Below are 17,103 nucleotides of genomic sequence, written 5' to 3'. Positions count from 1 at the left end.
GCACGGGCCGCCTCGACCGCGGCGTTGAGCGCCAGCAGATTGGTCTGGAAGGCGATGTCGTCGATCACCCGGATGATGTCGGAGATCTTCTGCGAGGCGCTCTCGATCCTGGCCATGGCGTCGACCGCCTGGCCGGCAATAGTGCCGCCGCTCTCGGCCGCCTGCATCGCCTCGTCGGCGATCCGCGCGGCATCCTTCGAGGCCTGGGCCGAGGCCTTGACCGAGGCCGCGAGTTCCTCTGTCGTAGCGGCCGTCTCCTCCAGCGAGGAGGCCTGCTCCTCGGTGCGCTTCGATAGATCGTCGGCGCCCATGTTGATCTCGCGGGCGGCGAGGCCGACATCGGCCGAGGTCGTCTGGATCGTCGCCACCGTGTCCGACAGGCGATCCACCGTCTCGTTGAAGTCGTCGCGCAGCTTGGCATAGGCGGCGGGCATGTCCGCCTCGATGCGGTGGCGCAGATCGCCCTCCGAAAGGGCGGCAAGCCCCTTGGCGAGCGCTTCGACGACCCGTTCCAACTCCTGAGCCTGCTCCATCTGCTCGCGCGCCGCCGCTTGTCGCTGCGCTTCTGTCTGGCGGCGGGTTTCGCCCATCAACTCGGCCTGCGCGGCAGCATCCTGTTCCAGCCGGATCTTCTCGATGGATGCATGGTGCAGCACCTCGACGGCGTTGGCCATGGCGCCGAACTCGCGGTCGCCGCCGAAAGCGGGAACGGGCGTGTCCAGATCACCTTGAGCGAGCCGCTTCAGAGCCGCGCTCAAGGTCGCGAGCGGCTTCATCATGCGACGTACGAGCCAGAACAGCAGGCCCGCCGCGACGGCCGCGATCGCCAGGCCGGCAATGATGTTGGCGCGGATCATCTCGCCGATGACGGACAGGAATTCCTCCTGCTTGATGCCGACATAGAGAATGCCGATCACGTTGCCGTCCGATTTCTGGATGATCGGCTCGTAGATCGTGAAATAGGGCACGCCGAGAATGTCGGCCGCGCCGGAATAGGTGCGTTTCTCCTTGAAGACGGCATCATGGGCCGGGCCCTGTGCCAGCTTGGTGCCGACGGCCCGGGTGCCGTCCGGCTTCATGACGTTGGTCGTCACCCGGGTATCGCCCATGAAGACCGTGGCGGTACCGCCGGAAAGCTCCTTCACCTTGTCGACCGCGGCGAAGTTGCCGTTGACGCTTTCACTGCCGAAAATGAGTTTGCCGCCCTCGAATCTGGGCTCGCCCTTGGCAAGAAGGATATCCCGCAGAAGGTTGATGTTGACCGTCAGGCTCGACTGGGCCCGCTCCCGCATCGCCTTCTCGGCCGCGCGAAGAGACACCGCAACCGAGGCCGCCACGGCAACGCCGACGATCAATACGGCCAATATCGCCAGACGTGTCGCGATCGGAAGTCGCAGAAAAGGCAGTTTCAGCATGAAGGGCCATCTCTCGGGAAGAACGACGCGGTATGGCAGCTATGGAGTGCATGCCGCCGGCAACGCATAGGTTTAGGCTGCAGGCGTGGTCGAGATGCCTAGTCCAGGCCGGCATTCGATCGTATTGAGTGCTGATAGCGCCTGAATTTCTTCCAGATAATGCTTAAAACTGTTCTAATGCCGCAACGGGCGGGCCGCCCGGGCATGAACGCGTACTTTCGCTGTGGCCGGCCAAGCAGCGCAGCTTCCGCATCGCAAGTGCAGAAATCAAAAGCGCAGGAAGCGTTTACCGTGACGGCAGGCGTGAAGGCGCCGGTGCCTACTCGGCAGCGCGTTTCAGCTCCAGCCCCTTGGCGAAGGGCAGCTTCGGCTCGCTCTTCTCGTCGTCGAAATCGAGCGCGCCGATCCTCTCGGCGCGGCTCGTCACCTTGCCGGCCGAGGTCTTGATCTGGCCGACATCGTCCTGTGCCTGCCTGAAATGATTGTCGAGCTTGTCGACGCGCTCGCCGAGCCGACGCACGTCGTCGAGCAGCTTGCCGACTTCGGTCTGGATCACCTGCGCTTCCTCGCGCATCCGCGCATCGCGAACCAGCGACTGCATGAGCTGGATCGCCAGTGCCAGGAGCGAGGGCGAGACGATCATGATGCGCGCCCGGTGCGCCCGCTGGACCACGTCGTCGAAATGCTCGTGCAGATCTGCATAGATCGATTCGGAGGGCACGAAGAGCAGGGCGATGTCCTGCGTCTCGCCGGGCAGGAAATAGCGCTCGGCGATATCCTTCACATGCACGCCGACATCGCTGCGCACGCGCTGGCCGGCCGTCTTCTTCGCGTCGTCGCCGCGCGCCTCGCGCAGCAGCGTGAAGCTCTCCAGCGGGAATTTGGCGTCGATGACGAGACCGCGCCCGTCGCCGGGCAGGGTGACGAGGCAGTCCGGCCGCTTGCCGTTGGAAAGCTGTGGCTGGAAGGCGAAGAAGGCGGCGGGCAGCCCGTCGCGGATGATCGCCTCCATCCGGCCTTGGCCATAGGCGCCGCGCGCCTGCTTGTTGGCGAGCACGTCGCGGAGCGTCACGACCTCGGAGGTGAGGTCGGTCAGGTTCTTCTGGGCGCTGTCGATCACCGCCAGCCGCTCCTGCAGCTTGCCGAGGCTTTCGGTGGTCTGGCGGACATTCTGCTCGAGACCCTGGCCGACCTTGTGGCTCAGGCCGTCCATCCGGTCGGCGACGAGGCGGGCGAGATCGCCCTGCCGGGTCGACAGGATTTCGGCCATCGACTGCATCCGGCCGGCGAGCTCGGCCTGCTGGCGGTTCATCTCGGCGACCTTGTCGTCCATTTCGCGGGCGCGCTCAGTCGCCATCGCTGCCTCGATCGCGCGGCTCCGGCCGCCGCGCCAGCCGGCGATCACCGCCATCAGCAGCAGGGCGAGGCTCAGGGCCCCGAAGCCCAGCGCGGCCTCGGCCCATGTCACCGGGCGTTCCAGCAGGGTGAAGGCGATCTCGTTCATGCGCGGGAGCCTAGCCGATTCGGCAGGGAATTGCGAACGAAAGCGGAACAGTTTGACCGCTCCTCCACAAATGCTTATGTCCCGGGCTCAACAGCTCTTTCTCCTTGGAATCCCATGTCCGTTCGCCCGCTCGTCATCCTGCCCGACGCCCAGCTTCGCCTCGTCTCGAAGCCGGTCGAGGCCGTCACGCCCGAGATCAGGACGCTGGTCGCGGACATGTTCGAGACGATGTACGACGCGCCCGGCATCGGGCTCGCGGCGATCCAGATCGGCGTGCCGCTGCGCGTGGTGACGATCGACCTGTCGAAGCCCGAGACGAAGGAGGGCGAGGAGCCCGAGCCCCGGAAGCCGCAGGTCTTCATCAACCCGGAGGTCACCTGGTCCTCGGACGAATTCAGCGCCTACGAGGAAGGTTGCCTCTCGATCCCGGAATATTACGAGGAGGTCGAGCGTCCGGCCGAGGTCAAGGTCCGCTACATGGATCTCGACGGCAAGACCCATGAGATCGCGGCCGATGGCTTGCTCTCGACCTGCCTGCAGCACGAAATCGACCATCTCGATGGCGTGCTCTTCATCGACCACATCTCGCGGCTGAAGCGCGAGCGCGTCACCAAGAAATTCGCCAAGGCAGCCAAGCGCGAACGGGCTGCGTAGCGAGCGGTCGTATCCGAGCCCTCGTCCTGAGAGCCGCGGTGCGCGGCGTCTCGAAGGGTGCTTCAGGAGGCGACAGGATCATCCTTCGGGACGCAGCCTCTGGCTGCTCCTCAGGATGAGGGCTGTTCTATTCTTCCCGGTATCGAGCCGGGCCAAGGTAAGGTCGAGCGTATGAGCTTGCGCGTCATCTTCATGGGCACGCCGGATTTTGCCGTGCCGGTGCTGACCGAGATCGTAGGCCAGGGGCATGAGGTCGTCTCCTGCTACACCCGCCCCCCGGCGCAGGCTGGCCGCGGCCTCGAAACGAAGCCTTCGCCGGTGCATCGCGCTGCCGAGCGTTTCGGCATCCCGGTCTTCACGCCCAAGACGCTGAAGACGCCGGAGCAGGCCGAGATCATCGCCTCGCACCAGGCCGATGTCGCCGTCGTCGTCGCCTATGGCATGATCCTGCCCCAGGCGATCCTCGATCTGCCCGAACTCGGCTGCCTTAATCTCCACGCCTCGCTGCTGCCGCGCTGGCGCGGCGCCGCGCCGATCCAGCGTGCGATCATGGCGGGCGATGCCGAGAGCGGCGTCTGTGTCATGAAGATGGAAGCCGGTCTCGATACCGGACCTGTCGCCATGGTCGAGAACCTTGCGATCGGCCCGGACATGACGGCCGGCGAATTGCACGATCAGCTCAGCCTGCTCGGCGCCGATCTGATGGTGCGCGCGCTCGCTGCGCTCGGGCGCGGCGGCCTGCAGTTCACGCCGCAGCCGGAAGAGGGCGTGACCTATGCGAGCAAGATCGCGAATGCCGAGGCGAAGCTGAGCTGGACCCTGCCGGCGCAGCAGGTCCACGACCTCGTGCGCGGCCTCTCGCCCTTCCCGGGCGCCTTCGCCGAGATCGATCTCGGCAAGGGGCCGGAGCGCCTGAAGATCCTGCGCACGGCCCGGGCCGGCGGCGCGGCCGAGCCCGGCACGCTGCTCGACGACGAGGGCAGTGTCGCCTGCGCCGTCGGGGCGGTGAAGCTGCTTCAGGTCCAGCGCGCCGGCAAGGCGCCGATGAGCGGGGCCGAGTTCCTGCGCGGCGCCCGGCTCGGAGCCGGCGACAAGCTCTGATGCCGCGCTACAAGCTCGTCATCGAGTACGACGGCACGCCGTTCTCAGGCTGGCAGCGCCAGCTCAACGGCCCGTCCGTGCAGCAGAGCGTCGAGGAGGCGGTGGAAGCGTTCTGCGGTCATCCCGTCCGCTTGCATTGCGCCGGCCGGACCGATGCCGGCGTCCACGCCACCCATCAGGTCGCCCATGTCGATATCGACAAGGAATGGCGCACCGATGTCGTGCGCGACGCGACCAATGCCCGGCTGAAGCGGATTCCGGTCGCCGTGCTCAGCGCCGAACTGGTCCCCAGCGATTTCGACGCCCGCATCTCGGCGCGGCGCCGCTATTACGTCTACCGCATCCTCGACCGCCGGGCCCAGCCGGCGCTCGATCGCGACCGCGTCTGGCATGTGCCGGTCAAGCTCGATCACGAGGCGATGGACCGCGCGGCCAAGGCGCTGCTCGGCCAGCACGACTTCACCACCTTCCGTGCCGCCGAATGCCAGGCCAACAGTCCGATCCGCACGCTCGATCGCTGCGATGTCCGCCGCGAGGGCTCCGAGATCGTCGTCTATGTCCACGCCCGCTCCTTCCTGCATCATCAGGTCCGCTCGATCGTCGGCTGCCTGAAGATGGTCGGGATGGGCCGCTGGCCGGAGAACAAGGTCGGCAAGGTCCTGGCCGCCCGCGACCGCTCGCAATGCGCGGCGCTGGCGCCGTCCTGCGGGCTCTATCTCGCCGGGGTCGACTATGTCGATCCGTCTGCTTGAGGCCGCGGCGCCTCAGAACAGGCCGAACAGCCGCGTGACGCCGTAGTCGAGCACCAGGCTGGCGGCGACCAGCGGCAGGGCGACGCCGCGAACCTCCGGGCCGAAAACCGCCCGCGCCACGCAATAGCGCAGCCTCAGCACGATCGCGGCGAAGAAGAGCGACTGCACGATCGCGAGCTTCGGCGGCGCCCAGCCGATCGCGAAGATCGCCGCCGGGACCGCCATCAGGCTGGCTGAGACGATGCCGGCCCAGTTCCAGGCGATCACGAAGCTGGTGAAGCGCGGGCTTTGCGCGAGCTCCGGGCGCAGCACGATCAGCAGGGCCGGGACGGCAAGGATCGTCAGCGCCATCGCCGCGATCACCGACAGGGCGAGCGTCGGCGCGGCGAACAATCCGGCGCTGTTCGGCAGCCCGGCGACCAGGCGCACCGCCGCGAGGATGGCGACCGTCGCCGGCAGCATCAGCGCGAAGGCGAGAAAGGAGCGCCAGAACCCGTCCCGCGTCAGGTCGAGCTCGGGGAGAGCCTCGGCGCCCCGCGTCATGAGGTGCCAGGAGCCGCGCAGCGAACGCGCGACGTCATCGGCTGCCAGCCTCATCACGGTCTCCATCATCTGCGATCTTAGACTTTCGTCTAACCGCGATAATGGGCCGTGGTTCCGTCGCGTCAAGCCTGACGGTGCGCGGCAAAATAGCTGGTAATCAAACGATGCGTGATCCGTTCGAGCGCCACGAGGTCGGCGACGGCGACGGATTCGTCGATCTGGTGCATCGTCTTGCCGACGACGCCGTATTCGACGACGGGGCAGTAATTCTTGATGAAGCGCGCGTCCGAGGTGCCGCCCGTGGTCGAGAGCGCCGGGCGCTTGCCGGTCTCGGCCTCGATCGCGTCGGCGACGATCGCGACGAAGGGGCCGGGTTCGGTCAGGAAGGCGACCGCATTGGTCGGCTGGACCTCGAGTGTGTAGCGAACCTGGTTGCCGGCCGCCTCGTGCAGGCGCCGTTCCAGTTCGGCGGCGAGCGTCTCCGGCGTCCATGTGTCGTTGAAGCGGATGTTGAAGGCCGCCTTCGCCTGCGCCGGGATGACGTTGGTCGCGGGGTTGCCGACATCGAGCGTCGTCACTTCGAGATTGCTCGGGTCGAAATGCTGCGTGCCGCCGTCGAGCGGTGTGGCGTCGAGGGCAGCGAGCAGGCGCACCATGCCGCGGATCGGGTTGTCGGCGAGATGAGGATAGCCGACATGACCCTGCGTGCCCTGGACGGTGAGCTTGCCGGTCAGCGACCCGCGCCTGCCGATCTTGATCATGTCGCTCATCGTCGCCGGATTGGTCGGCTCGCCGAGGATGCAATGGTCGAAGCGCTCGCCGCGCTCATGCGCCCAGGCGAGCAGCTTGACCGTGCCGTTGACCGAGGGGCCTTCCTCGTCGCCGGTGACCAGGAAGGCGATCGAGCCGGGCGCATCGGGATTGTCACGGCCGTAGCGGATCGCGGCTGCGACCATGGCGGCGAGCCCGCCCTTCATGTCGCAGGCGCCGCGCCCGTAGAGCGTTCCATTCTCGATCGCGCCGCCGAAGGGCTCGCGCGTCCAGGCGGCCTCGTCGCCGACAGGAACGACATCGGTATGGCCGGCGATCACGAAGACCGGAGCGGTGCTGCCGATGCGGGCATAGAGATTCTCGACATCAGGCGTGCCGGGCTCACTGAAGACCGGGCGATGCACGTCATAGCCTTCCGCCGAGAGCACAGCGGCAAGCAACGCGAGCGCGCCGCCTTCTTCAGGCGTCACCGAGGGGCAGCGGACCAGGGCCTGCGTCAAGGCGACGGGGTCGGCCGGGTCGAAAGGCAGTACGGGGGTGGGGGAGGTGGGTGCGGCGCTCATTCCGCCGCTTTAGAGCATCGGCCCGAAAAGTGGAATGCGGTTTTCGGGAAAGCCGATGCAAAATCAAAGATCTAGAACATAGGATTGGTATTCAATCTGATGTTCTAGCTCCCGCTGGCGTGGCCGCAACCCTATCCTGCTTCGTTGCCGACGGCAGCAGCCCGAGATCGATGAAGGCGACGACCCAGGCCATGGTCGAGATCGCCTCCAGCGACGGGCGCCAGCCGAACGGCATGACGACGCGCAGATGCTCCGGCAGCACGATCGCGCAGACCAGCAGGATGCCGAAGAGCGGTGTGCTGCCACGGTCGGTGGCACGCTTCGCTGCCAGCGCGGCCCAGGGGAACAGGGCGAAGGCCTTGACGAAGGCGACGACCATGATCGCGTCCCGGTAACCGACCAGAAGCGGCACGGTGCGCTGGATGGCGAGCAGGGTCAGCGCGACCGCGATGCTGCCGAGCCAGAAGGTCCGCAAGCCGATGCGGCCGTCGAAATCGCTGAAGAGGCGGATCAGGGACATCAGGCAAGCTCCGATGGCCTTTGTCGCACGGCTTGCCGCGACGGTGAAGCTTATGGTGAATAAAAGGTTAACGGGGCGCCTAAGAGTTTATATCGGCCCAGAAAGGGCTTGAACGCGACGGGGCTGGCGGTTAGCTGCGGAACACGCGTTGCTTTCGGCTCGCGGCCTGCCGTTCCCCTTGTCGTGAAGTGCAGTTGAAGGGCGCCTCCGCGCGGCCCCAGTGAGGTTTCGAGCATGACCATCCGTTTCCATCGCGGCGACCTGCCGGACGGCTATGAGGCCGGGTCGAGCGTCGCGATCGATACCGAGACGCTCGGCCTCAATCCGCACCGCGACCGGCTCTGCGTCGTCCAGCTGTCGCGCGGTGACGGCACCGCCGATGTCGTGCAGATTCCCAAGGACGGCGAGCGTCCGAAGAACCTGATCCGCCTGCTCGAGGACCCGGCCGTTCTGAAGCTCTTCCACTTCGCCCGCTTCGACGTCGCAGTGCTCAAGCACGCCTTCGGCGTGGTCACGACGCCGGTCTATTGCACCAAGATCGCCTCGAAGCTGGCCCGCACCTATACCGACCGGCACGGGCTCAAGGATCTCGTGCGCGAACTGCTCGGCGTCGACCTGTCGAAGCAGCAGCAATCCTCCGACTGGGGCGCCGATACGCTGAGCGAGGCCCAGCTCGCCTATGCCGCCTCCGACGTGCTGCACCTGCACGCGCTGCACGAGAAGCTCGAGACGATGCTGGCGCGCGAAGGGCGCCGGCACCTCGCCCAGGCCTGTTTCCAGTTCCTGCCCTACCGGGCCGAGCTCGATCTCGCCGGCTGGGACGAGACCGACATCTTCGCGCACACTTGACAATTTCCAAGGCTTCTTGCGTCAGTCTGCGCGCGGGTGGCGCGCGCGGACAAGCGCGCGCCCTCATGGACGAGCTACGCGGGGGCGCGATGTGGCCTGTCCTGTGACACGAAAATGCCGTCAGCGGCTGCCATTGCGCGGGACATGACTTTGGCAATGACCTTCAACGACCCGGCTGCGGGGCTGGCCGCGCAGGCGCTGCGCCGGCGCGCGGCCTTCGGCGCAGCGCGGCGCCATACGCAACTGGTGCACCTCCTGCGCCGGCTGATTCCCGTCGCGGCGATCGTGCTCGTGCTGGCGCTCGTCGTCATTCCTTTCCTGTCGCCGCTCGGCGGCAAGCTGGCGAATGTCTCGGTCAGCTCCGTCGGCATCACCGGCGGCAAGGTCAGGATGGAGACGCCGAAGCTCTCGGGCTACCGCAAGGACAACCGGCCCTACCAGGTCACGGCCGTGAACGCCTTCCAGGAGATCAGGAATCCGACGCAGATCGAGCTCCAGACCCTGACGGCGCGCATCCAGATGGAGCGCGAGGGCTGGGTGACGGTGAATGCGAAGACGGGGTTGTTCGATACGCAGAAGGAGAAGCTGCGCCTCATCGACGACGTCAGGATCCGCACCGAGAGCGACCACGAGATGCAGATGAAGACGGCCGATGTCGACTTCAAATCCGGCACCGTCGTCTCGAAGGAGCCGGTCAAGGTCAGCCTCGGCGAGACCACGGTGGACGCCGACACCCTTGACGTGAAGAACAATGGCGAGTTGATCGCCTTCGAGGGACGGGTGCGGGTCTTCATCCGAAACGCGCCAGCAGGTACGCTCGCCGGCCCCGAACGCGAGGGCAGCACGCCGATGCCGGAATTGCTGAAAGCGAATCGGGTTCCTCCCGCGGATGCAGCACCGGCGGGCGACGCTGGTAATGGGAAGAGACAGTGACATGACCAGGGCTGGCCAGATGCTCCGTTTCGCAGATGCCCGCGACGCCGCGCTGCTGCTTGCAGCGGGTTTCGCGCTGCTTGGCGCGCCGCAGGAGGCCTTCGCGCAGGCCGCCCCCGCCAAGCCGCAGGCAGCCCCGGCCAAGGCGCGCGGCGCATCCTCGGCGCTGGGTGGCCTCGGCGGCGACAGCAAGGAGCCGATCAAGATCGACGCGGACAAGCTCGACGTGCTCGACAAGGAGAACAAGGCGATCTTCTCCGGCAATGTCGTGGCCGTGCAGGGCGAGACGACGGTTCGCTGCACCGTGATGACGGTGCTCTACGAGGGCCGTGGCGGGCCGGGCGGAACCGCCGGGCGCCCGGCAACGCCGGCTCCCGCGGCGGCGGGCGCGGGCGCGGGCGGTCAGGGCAATGACAGCTCGATCAAGCGCATCCTGTGCAAGGGGCCGGTCACGGTGGTCTCGAAGACACAGGCCGCGACCTCGGACAATGCCGAGTTCGATCGCGCCAACAACGTCGTGATCATGACCGGCAATGTCGCCCTCAACGACGGGCCGAACGTGACCCGCGGCGAGAAGCTGATCTACAACACGGAAACCGGCATCGCGAATGTCCAGGGCGGGCGCGTGCAGGGCCTGTTCGTTCCGAATGCGGCCGACGCCAACAAGACCGAGGCCGGCAAGCCCGGCGCCAAGCCGGCGCCCAAGCCCACCAACTGATCGTGCTGCAGTGACTGTTTCCGAAGCGCCTCGTCCCACGGCCGCGCCGGCGCGGCCGGCCCCACGCCCGCAGCAACCGGGCGTCCTCGGCCGGTTGCGCGGTCTTTTCGGCAATCGTGACAACGGGGAGGTTCGCCAGGCCTCGTCCAGGGTCGCCGCGATCGGCGGACCGGGCGTCCTCGCGGTCGACGGCCTGCGCAAGAGCTATGGCGGGCGTGCCGTCGTCTCCGATGCAAGTCTCCATCTGCGCCAGGGCGAGGCGGTCGGCCTGCTCGGCCCCAACGGCGCCGGCAAGACGACGATCTTCTACATGATCACCGGCCTGGTCGCGGCCGATGCCGGCATCATCTCGCTCGAAGGCAACGACATCACGGCCTTGCCGATGTACCAGCGCGCGCGCCTCGGCATCGGCTACCTGCCGCAGGAAGCCTCGATCTTCCGCGGCCTGTCGGTCGAGGACAATATCCGCTCGGTGTTGGAGGTGGTCGAGCCCGACCGCAAGGCACGCGAGCGCCAGCTCGACCAGCTGCTCGAGGAATTCACCATCGCCCGCCTGCGCAAGGCGCCCTCGATCGCGCTCTCGGGCGGCGAGCGCCGCCGCTGCGAGATCGCGCGGGCCCTGGCCGGCAAGCCCTCCTTCATCCTGCTCGACGAGCCCTTCGCCGGCATCGACCCGATCGCGGTCGGCGACATCCAGGCGCTGGTGCGTCAGTTGACCGATCGCGGCATCGGCGTGCTGATCACCGACCACAATGTCCGCGAGACGCTCGGTCTGGTCGACCGCGCCTACATCATCCACTCGGGACGGGTCCTGACCGAAGGCTCGCCGGCCGAGATCATCGCCAATCCGGATGTCCGGCGCGTCTATCTCGGCGAGGATTTCCGCCTCTGAGGCGCTTCGGCCCGCTTCGCTGCGGATTTGTTGCGGTGCATCATTCTCTGTCCGCAGGCGCGGTGCAGCCTTTGACGCGGCGGTGAGCCGGCGCTAGTGTCCTTTTCGCAAGCAAGAAGCGTGCCGATGGCGCGCGAGTGGGAAGGGCCTTTGGCGCATGGCGATGATGCCGCGCATGGAGCTGCGCCAGGGACAATCCCTGGTGATGACGCCGCAGCTGCTGCAGGCGATCAAGCTCCTGCAGCTCTCCCATCTCGAGCTTCAGAATTTCGTCGAGGGCGAGCTCGAGCGCAATCCGCTGCTGGAGCGCGACGAGGCGAACGACCTGCCGGCCCGGCCCGATGATGCCGATGGTCCTCACGCCGCCGATGCCGAGAGCTTCGCCCGTGCCGAGAGCCTGCATACGCAGGAGGGCATGGAGGGCAGGCTCGGCACCGGGCTCGACAATGTTTTCCAGAACGAGCAGCCGACCCCGGCCCGCAGCGAGGCGGGCGGGGCCGACAGCCTGCCGATCGTCGGCGGCGCCTATGGCGCGTCGGGGGGCTCCTTCGACGGCGATCCCGAGGGTTTCGAAAGCAGCCTGACGGCGGACGCTTCGCTGCATGATCACCTGATCGCGCAGCTCGATCTCGCCGTCATCGCGCCGGCGGAGCGCATCATCGGCCGCCATATCATCGATGCGGTCGACGATAGCGGCTATCTCGGCGAGCCGCTGGCGGAGATCGCCGAACGCCTCGGCGTCGCCATCGACAGGGTCGAGGCGGTGCTGCGCGTCGTCCAGGGTTTCGACCCGTCCGGCGTCGCGGCCCGCGACGTCGCCGAATGCCTGGCCATCCAGTTGCGCGACCGCAACCGCTTCGACCCGGCGATGCAGGCACTGGTGGCGAATCTGCCGCTGGTCGCCAAGCGCGATTTCGCCGCGCTGAAGCGCCTCTGCGGCGTCGACGACGAGGATATCGCCGATATGGTGGGCGAAATCCGCCGCCTCGACCCCAAGCCGGGCCGCGCCTTCGGCGGCTCGGCCGCCGAGACCGTCGTGCCGGATGTCTTCATCCGCGCCGCGCCCGACGGTTCCTGGCTGATCGACCTCAACCCCGACACTCTGCCGCGCCTGCTGGTCAACCAGACCTACCATGCGCGCGTCTCGCGGGCGGCCCGCAACGATTCGGACAAGGCTTTCATCGCCGAATGCCTGCAGACCGCGAACTGGCTGACCCGCTCGCTGGAGCAGCGCGCCCGGACGATCCTGAAGGTCGCGAGCGAGATCGTGCGGCAGCAGGACGGCTTCTTTGCCCATGGCGTCGAGCATCTGCGCCCGCTCAACCTCAAGACCGTGGCCGATGCGATCGGCATGCACGAATCGACCGTCTCGCGCGTCACCTCGAACAAATACCTGACCTGCTCGCGCGGCGTCTTCGAGATGAAGTACTTCTTTTCCGCCGCGATCGCCGCGACCGGCTACGGCGAAGCGCATTCGGCGGAGGCGGTCCGCTTCCGGATCAAGCAGATGATCGACGACGAGAGCCCCTCGGCGGTCCTTTCGGACGATGCCATCGTCACCCGGCTCAAGGATGGCGGCATCGATATCGCTCGGCGCACCGTGGCGAAATACCGCGAATCCCTCAGAATCCCGTCCTCCATGGAGCGCCGGCGCGAGAAAGTCGCGATGGCGCTGGGGTAGCGTCGCGCGATTTTGTTCCAAAGCGCAGGCGCATGCGCGCCATGAGTGCGCCGGCTCATTGACAACCCCGACTCGCGGTTCTTAGCTCCTAGGGATGGCCGAACAGGGCCATGGCTAAACCAAGGGGAAGCACTCCATGAGCTTGCGAATCTCCGGCAAGAATCTCGATGTCGGCGAGGCCCTGCGCGGCCAGGCCGAGGAGCGGGTCGCTGCGGCGGTCAGCAAATATTACGAGGGTGGCTACCAGGGCCACGTCACGGTGGACAAGGACGGCTCCGCCTTCCGGACCGACGGTGTCCTGCACCTCTCCTCGGGAATCACGCTGGAAGCCTCTGCCACTGCCCATGATCCCTATGCCAGCCTCGACAAGATGGCCGAGCGCATCGAGAAGCGGCTGCGACGCTACAAGCGTCGGCTGAAGGATCGTTCGGCGGGCAATGGCCGCGACGTCGGCATCGAAATCCCCAGCTACGTGATCGCGGCTCCCGATGAGGATATCGAGGGAATCGATGGGGCTTCAGCCGGCGATAACCCGGTGATCGTCGCGGAATCGACCAAATCCCTGCATATCAGGACGGTAAGCGACGCTGTCGCGGAGCTTGACCTGACGGGCGCGCCGGTCGTCATCTTCCGCCACGCTGGCAATGGCCGCATGAACGTCGTATACCGCCGCCGCGACGGCAATATCGGCTGGATCGACCCGCCGGCATCGTTGTCCTGAGGCCGGCGGGCGATCCGCTCCGGCCGTCGAACCTGACCCGTGCCGCCGGCTTTTCGACCGGCACGGGACATGCATGGACGGGCGAATGACGCTGACCGATCTTCTGAGCCCAGCAGCGGTGATCTCGCCGCTGCGGGCCAACGGCAAGAAGCAGGCTCTGCAGGAGCTTGCCCAGCATGCCGCCTCGCTGACGGGCCTGCCGGACCGCGAGCTTTTCGAAGCTCTGCTCCAGCGCGAGCGGCTCGGCTCCACCGGTATCGGCGATGGCATCGCGATCCCGCATGGCCGCATGCCGGCGATCGATCGCCTCGTCGGGCTCTTCGCCCGCACCGAGAAGCCGATCGATTTCGACGCGCTCGACGGTCAGCCCGTCGACATCATCTTCGTGCTGATCGCGCCTGAAGGTGCCGGCGCCGATCATCTCAAGGCGCTCGCCCGTGTGGCGCGCGTGCTGCGTAACCAGACCGTTCTGGAACAGGTCCGCAAGGTCCGCGACCCCGCCGCGATCTACGCGATCCTCGCCGAATCAGCCGCGCAGGCGGCCTAGGCTTAAACGCATTAAAGACTGCTTGGACGATGCCGGCCGACGGGCTATGACGCCGGCTGGATCGTTACCGCGTCTTCCATGTCCTGATCGCGGTGCACCCTGTTTCGGAGCCGCTGGCCATGGCCTATACGCATGTCGATCTCTTCCCGCTGGGCGAGGACACCACGCCTTATCGCAAGCTCGGCAGCGAAGGCGTCAGCGTCGAGAAGATCGGCGACCGCGAGGTCCTGAACGTCTCGCGCGAAGCGATTCGCCAGCTCTCCGAACAGGCCTTCATCGACATCAACCACCTGCTGCGTCCCGGTCACCTCGCCCAGCTCGGCAAGATCCTCGACGATCCCGAGGCGACCTCGAACGACAAGTTCGTCGCCTATGATCTGCTGAAGAACGCCAATATCGCGGCCGGCGGCGTGCTGCCGATGTGCCAGGACACCGGCACCGCGATCGTCATGGGCAAGAAGGGCCGCAAGGTCTGGACCGATGGCGACGACGAGGCGGCGCTCGGCGAGGGCGTGGCGGATGCCTATTTCAAGCGCAACCTGCGCTATTCCCAGCTCGCGCCGCTCTCGATGTTCGAGGAGAAGAACACGGCGACCAACCTGCCGGCGCAGATCGACATCTACGCCGAGGGTGAGGACGCCTACAAATTCCTCTTCGTCTGCAAGGGCGGCGGCTCGGCCAACAAGACCTTCCTCTACCAGGCGACGCCCTCGCTCCTGACCAAGGACCGCATGATGGCGTTCCTGAAGGAGAAGATCCTGACGCTCGGAACTGCCGCCTGCCCGCCCTACCACCTCGCCATCGTCATCGGCGGCACCTCGGCCGAGCAGAATCTCAAGACGGTGAAGCTGGCCTCGACCAAATATCTCGACGCGCTGCCGACGAAGGGGTCGCCCTCGGGCCATGCCTTCCGCGACATCGAGATGGAGGAGGAGGTCCACAAGATGACGCAGGCGCTCGGCGTCGGCGCGCAGTTCGGCGGCAAGTATTTCTGCCATGACGTGCGCGTCATCCGCCTGCCGCGCCACGGCGCCTCGCTGCCGATCGGGCTCGGCGTCTCCTGCTCGGCCGATCGCCAGGCCAAGGGCAAGATCACCAAGGATGGCATCTTCCTGGAGGCGCTGGAGACCGATCCGTCCAAGTACCTGCCGGAGGTCGAGGACGCCTCGCTCGGCGGCGATGTCGTCAAGGTCGACCTCAACCAGCCGATGAGCGCGATTCTCGCGACGCTCTCGAAGCACCCGGTCAAGACGCGCCTGTCGCTGACCGGCACGATCGTCGTCGCGCGCGATCTCGCCCATGCCAAGATCCGCGAGCGGCTGGAGCGCGGCGAGGGCATGCCCGACTATTTCAAGAACCACCCGGTCTATTACGCCGGCCCGGCCAAGACGCCGGAAGGCTTCGCCTCGGGCTCCTTCGGCCCGACCACGGCCGGCCGGATGGATTCCTTCGTCGACCAGTTCCAATCCTTCGGCGGCTCGATGGTGATGCTCGCCAAGGGCAACCGCTCGGCCTCCGTGCGGGAGGCCTGCAAGGCCCATGGCGGCTTCTATCTCGGCTCGATCGGCGGCCCGGCGGCGCGCCTTGCGCAGGACTGCATCCGCAAGGTCGAGGTGCTCGAATATCAGGAGCTCGGCATGGAGGCGGTCTGGCGGATCGAGGTCGAGGATTTCCCGGCCTTCATCGTCATCGACGACAAGGGCAACGACTTCTTCAAGGAGCTGAACCTCGGATGAGGCTGGTCCTGGCCGTTGCGGCGCTTTTGCTGGCTGCTCCCGCGTTGGCCCAGCAGCCGCGCCCGGCGACCTGCTCGCGCGATCTCTTCCAGAACGAGGCCGGCTTCCGCCAGCAGCAGACGCGGCTTGCAGGTGTGGCGAGCGCCGACCAGGCGACGCAGTGCCGGACCTTCCGCGAGCATGTCATCTATCTCCAGAAGGCCCGCTCGGTCTTCGCCGCCTGTCAGGGCGGGGCAGAACGCGCGCGCAATGTCGCCGAGATGGATTCCGAGCTGGTGAATTACCGCGCGCTCATCGCCAGTCGCTGCGGCGGGCGGTAAAAGCCTTCTGCGACCATCGAAAGGCCTCCCATGACCGACCAGCCGCCGCTCCAGATCGCCGTCGTGCCGGTGACGCCGTTCCAGCAGAATTGCTCGATCGTCTGGGAGCCCAAATCAAACGAGGCGGCCATCGTCGATCCCGGCGGCGATGTTCCGAAGCTTCTGGGCGCCCTGAAGGAGCTCGGCGTCACCCCGGTCGCGATCTGGCTGACGCACGGCCATCTCGATCATGCCGGCGGCGCGACAGAGCTGGCCGAGGCGCTGTCGATCCCGGTGATCGGGCCGCATGAGGGCGACAAGCCCCTGCTCGAGGCCTTGCCGGAACAGGGGCTGCGCTTCGACATCCCCGGCATGAAGGCGGTCGTGCCGACGCGCTGGCTGAAGGAGGGCGATACGGTTTCTCTCGGCGACCTGACCTTCGCGGTCGCACATGTGCCGGGCCATTCGCCGGGCCATGTCACCTTCTTCCAGAAGGATCTGCGTTTCCTGCTGGCGGGCGACACCGTCTTTGCCGGCTCCGTCGGCCGCACCGATTTCCCCTATGGCGACCATGAGGCGCTGATCTCGGGGATCAAGACGAAGCTCCTGTCGCTCGGGGACGACGTCCAGTTCCTGCCAGGCCACGGCCCGGCCAGCACGCTCGGCGAAGAGCGACAGAATAATCCGTTCTTGCAGGGTTGAGAGAAAGCCATGGCGTCATGCTCGCCCTTGTGGCGAGCATCTGCGTCCTGAGCACCGTGCTCGCCAAGGCGGAAGGTGGAAACGAAAAGACCCGCAGCGGATGTCCGCTACGGGCCTCGGAATGAACCAACGGCCATGTCCTGAACGGGTGCGCGTACATCCGGCGTCAAACGTTCGGCTCATGGCCGTCTTCAACGGCGCT

Annotated in this window: 18 protein-coding genes; 13 read left to right on the top strand and 5 right to left on the bottom strand. The window is 66.7% G+C overall.

The window, feature by feature from the left end:
• Both BLQ70_RS05580 and BLQ70_RS05575 read right to left on the bottom strand, forming a co-directional pair.
• The coding region (locus tag BLQ70_RS05580) for a methyl-accepting chemotaxis protein (protein WP_139163491.1) at positions 1–1,415 on the bottom strand (1,415 nt) is incomplete at its 3' end.
• Between the two features lie 319 nt (positions 1,416–1,734).
• A complete protein-coding gene (locus BLQ70_RS05575; RefSeq protein ID WP_091856108.1) occupies positions 1,735–2,919 on the bottom strand; it encodes a DNA recombination protein RmuC in 1,185 nt (394 codons plus the stop codon).
• Positions 2,920–3,033: 114 nt separating this feature from the next.
• Here BLQ70_RS05575 and def point away from each other — a divergent pair, with 114 nt between their 5' ends.
• From def to truA, 3 genes are all read left to right on the top strand, one after another.
• On the top strand, positions 3,034–3,573 hold the full coding sequence (gene def / locus BLQ70_RS05570; protein ID WP_091856107.1) for a peptide deformylase: 540 nt from the start codon (positions 3,034–3,036) through the stop codon (positions 3,571–3,573).
• Positions 3,574–3,744: 171 nt separating this feature from the next.
• A complete protein-coding gene (gene fmt, locus BLQ70_RS05565; RefSeq protein ID WP_061965410.1) occupies positions 3,745–4,674 on the top strand; it encodes a methionyl-tRNA formyltransferase in 930 nt (309 codons plus the stop codon).
• Complete coding sequence (gene truA / locus BLQ70_RS05560; protein ID WP_091856106.1) at positions 4,674–5,426, top strand: tRNA pseudouridine(38-40) synthase TruA; 753 nt, start codon at positions 4,674–4,676, stop codon at positions 5,424–5,426. The genes fmt and truA overlap by 1 nt, the downstream gene beginning before the upstream one ends.
• 12 nt (positions 5,427–5,438) lie before the next feature.
• Here the strand turns inward: truA and BLQ70_RS05555 are convergent, their stop codons facing one another.
• The 3 genes from BLQ70_RS05555 to BLQ70_RS05545 all read right to left on the bottom strand — a co-directional run bounded on the left by BLQ70_RS05555 (position 5,439) and on the right by BLQ70_RS05545 (position 7,823).
• Complete coding sequence (locus tag BLQ70_RS05555) at positions 5,439–6,023, bottom strand: hypothetical protein (RefSeq protein WP_139163490.1); 585 nt, start codon at positions 6,021–6,023, stop codon at positions 5,439–5,441.
• 68 nt (positions 6,024–6,091) lie between these two features.
• Positions 6,092–7,303, bottom strand: a complete 1,212-nt coding sequence (gene dapE / locus BLQ70_RS05550) for a succinyl-diaminopimelate desuccinylase (protein ID WP_091856104.1) — start codon at positions 7,301–7,303, stop codon at positions 6,092–6,094.
• Positions 7,304–7,394: 91 nt separating this feature from the next.
• Complete coding sequence (locus tag BLQ70_RS05545; RefSeq protein ID WP_091856103.1) at positions 7,395–7,823, bottom strand: DUF805 domain-containing protein; 429 nt, start codon at positions 7,821–7,823, stop codon at positions 7,395–7,397.
• Positions 7,824–8,057: 234 nt separating this feature from the next.
• Here BLQ70_RS05545 and BLQ70_RS05540 point away from each other — a divergent pair, with 234 nt between their 5' ends.
• The 10 genes from BLQ70_RS05540 to BLQ70_RS05495 all read left to right on the top strand — a co-directional run bounded on the left by BLQ70_RS05540 (position 8,058) and on the right by BLQ70_RS05495 (position 16,901).
• Complete coding sequence (locus BLQ70_RS05540; RefSeq protein ID WP_091856102.1) at positions 8,058–8,672, top strand: ribonuclease D; 615 nt, start codon at positions 8,058–8,060, stop codon at positions 8,670–8,672.
• Between the two features lie 156 nt (positions 8,673–8,828).
• Positions 8,829–9,605: an LPS export ABC transporter periplasmic protein LptC gene (gene lptC, locus BLQ70_RS05535; protein ID WP_061965400.1), complete on the top strand. Its 777-nt coding sequence runs from the start codon at positions 8,829–8,831 to the stop codon at positions 9,603–9,605.
• Between the two features lies 1 nt (position 9,606).
• On the top strand, positions 9,607–10,323 hold the full coding sequence (locus BLQ70_RS05530; protein ID WP_061965398.1) for an LptA/OstA family protein: 717 nt from the start codon (positions 9,607–9,609) through the stop codon (positions 10,321–10,323).
• Positions 10,253–11,215, top strand: a complete 963-nt coding sequence (gene lptB / locus BLQ70_RS05525) for an LPS export ABC transporter ATP-binding protein (RefSeq protein WP_425284554.1) — start codon at positions 10,253–10,255, stop codon at positions 11,213–11,215. The genes BLQ70_RS05530 and lptB overlap by 71 nt, the downstream gene beginning before the upstream one ends.
• Positions 11,216–11,372: 157 nt before the next feature.
• Positions 11,373–12,896, top strand: a complete 1,524-nt coding sequence (gene rpoN, locus BLQ70_RS05520) for an RNA polymerase factor sigma-54 (RefSeq protein WP_061965394.1) — start codon at positions 11,373–11,375, stop codon at positions 12,894–12,896.
• A gap of 136 nt (positions 12,897–13,032) precedes the next feature.
• On the top strand, positions 13,033–13,617 hold the full coding sequence (gene hpf / locus BLQ70_RS05515) for a ribosome hibernation-promoting factor, HPF/YfiA family (RefSeq protein WP_091856099.1): 585 nt from the start codon (positions 13,033–13,035) through the stop codon (positions 13,615–13,617).
• A gap of 85 nt (positions 13,618–13,702) precedes the next feature.
• Positions 13,703–14,164 carry a PTS IIA-like nitrogen regulatory protein PtsN gene (gene ptsN / locus BLQ70_RS05510; RefSeq protein ID WP_061965390.1) on the top strand — a complete coding sequence of 154 codons (462 nt, stop codon included), beginning with the start codon at positions 13,703–13,705 and terminating at the stop codon, positions 14,162–14,164.
• 119 nt (positions 14,165–14,283) lie between these two features.
• Entirely contained in the window at positions 14,284–15,900 is a 1,617-nt protein-coding gene (locus BLQ70_RS05505) for a fumarate hydratase (protein ID WP_091856098.1), read from the top strand.
• Entirely contained in the window at positions 15,897–16,220 is a 324-nt protein-coding gene (locus BLQ70_RS05500) for a hypothetical protein (protein WP_091856097.1), read from the top strand. The genes BLQ70_RS05505 and BLQ70_RS05500 overlap by 4 nt, the downstream gene beginning before the upstream one ends.
• A gap of 30 nt (positions 16,221–16,250) precedes the next feature.
• Complete coding sequence (locus tag BLQ70_RS05495) at positions 16,251–16,901, top strand: MBL fold metallo-hydrolase (protein WP_091856096.1); 651 nt, start codon at positions 16,251–16,253, stop codon at positions 16,899–16,901.
• Positions 16,902–17,103 lie beyond the last annotated feature (202 nt).

Source organism: Allobosea robiniae, from assembly GCF_900102525.1.
Lineage (GTDB): Bacteria > Pseudomonadota > Alphaproteobacteria > Rhizobiales > Beijerinckiaceae > Allobosea > Allobosea robiniae.
Note: the sequence above shows the minus strand (reverse complement) of the source record. Positions and strands in the feature narration are given on the sequence as shown.

Bases quoted from the DNA above. Each gene is read 5' to 3' on its own strand.
- def (WP_091856107.1), top strand. From the start codon at position 3,034: ATGTCCGTTCGCCCGCTCGTCATCCTGCCCGACGCCCAGCTTCGCCTC.
- truA (WP_091856106.1), top strand. From the start codon at position 4,674: ATGCCGCGCTACAAGCTCGTCATCGAGTACGACGGCACGCCGTTCTCA.
- rpoN (WP_061965394.1), top strand. From the start codon at position 11,373: ATGGCGATGATGCCGCGCATGGAGCTGCGCCAGGGACAATCCCTGGTG.
- BLQ70_RS05505 (WP_091856098.1), top strand. From the start codon at position 14,284: ATGGCCTATACGCATGTCGATCTCTTCCCGCTGGGCGAGGACACCACG.
- lptC (WP_061965400.1), top strand. From the start codon at position 8,829: ATGACCTTCAACGACCCGGCTGCGGGGCTGGCCGCGCAGGCGCTGCGC.
- fmt (WP_061965410.1), top strand. From the start codon at position 3,745: ATGAGCTTGCGCGTCATCTTCATGGGCACGCCGGATTTTGCCGTGCCG.
- lptB (WP_425284554.1), top strand. From the start codon at position 10,253: ATGCGGCCGACGCCAACAAGACCGAGGCCGGCAAGCCCGGCGCCAAGC.
- hpf (WP_091856099.1), top strand. From the start codon at position 13,033: ATGAGCTTGCGAATCTCCGGCAAGAATCTCGATGTCGGCGAGGCCCTG.
- BLQ70_RS05495 (WP_091856096.1), top strand. From the start codon at position 16,251: ATGACCGACCAGCCGCCGCTCCAGATCGCCGTCGTGCCGGTGACGCCG.
- BLQ70_RS05555 (WP_139163490.1), bottom strand. From the start codon at position 6,023: ATGAGGCTGGCAGCCGATGACGTCGCGCGTTCGCTGCGCGGCTCCTGG.
- BLQ70_RS05540 (WP_091856102.1), top strand. From the start codon at position 8,058: ATGACCATCCGTTTCCATCGCGGCGACCTGCCGGACGGCTATGAGGCC.
- BLQ70_RS05545 (WP_091856103.1), bottom strand. From the start codon at position 7,823: ATGTCCCTGATCCGCCTCTTCAGCGATTTCGACGGCCGCATCGGCTTG.
- dapE (WP_091856104.1), bottom strand. From the start codon at position 7,303: ATGAGCGCCGCACCCACCTCCCCCACCCCCGTACTGCCTTTCGACCCG.
- BLQ70_RS05575 (WP_091856108.1), bottom strand. From the start codon at position 2,919: ATGAACGAGATCGCCTTCACCCTGCTGGAACGCCCGGTGACATGGGCC.
- BLQ70_RS05530 (WP_061965398.1), top strand. From the start codon at position 9,607: ATGACCAGGGCTGGCCAGATGCTCCGTTTCGCAGATGCCCGCGACGCC.
- ptsN (WP_061965390.1), top strand. From the start codon at position 13,703: ATGACGCTGACCGATCTTCTGAGCCCAGCAGCGGTGATCTCGCCGCTG.
- BLQ70_RS05500 (WP_091856097.1), top strand. From the start codon at position 15,897: ATGAGGCTGGTCCTGGCCGTTGCGGCGCTTTTGCTGGCTGCTCCCGCG.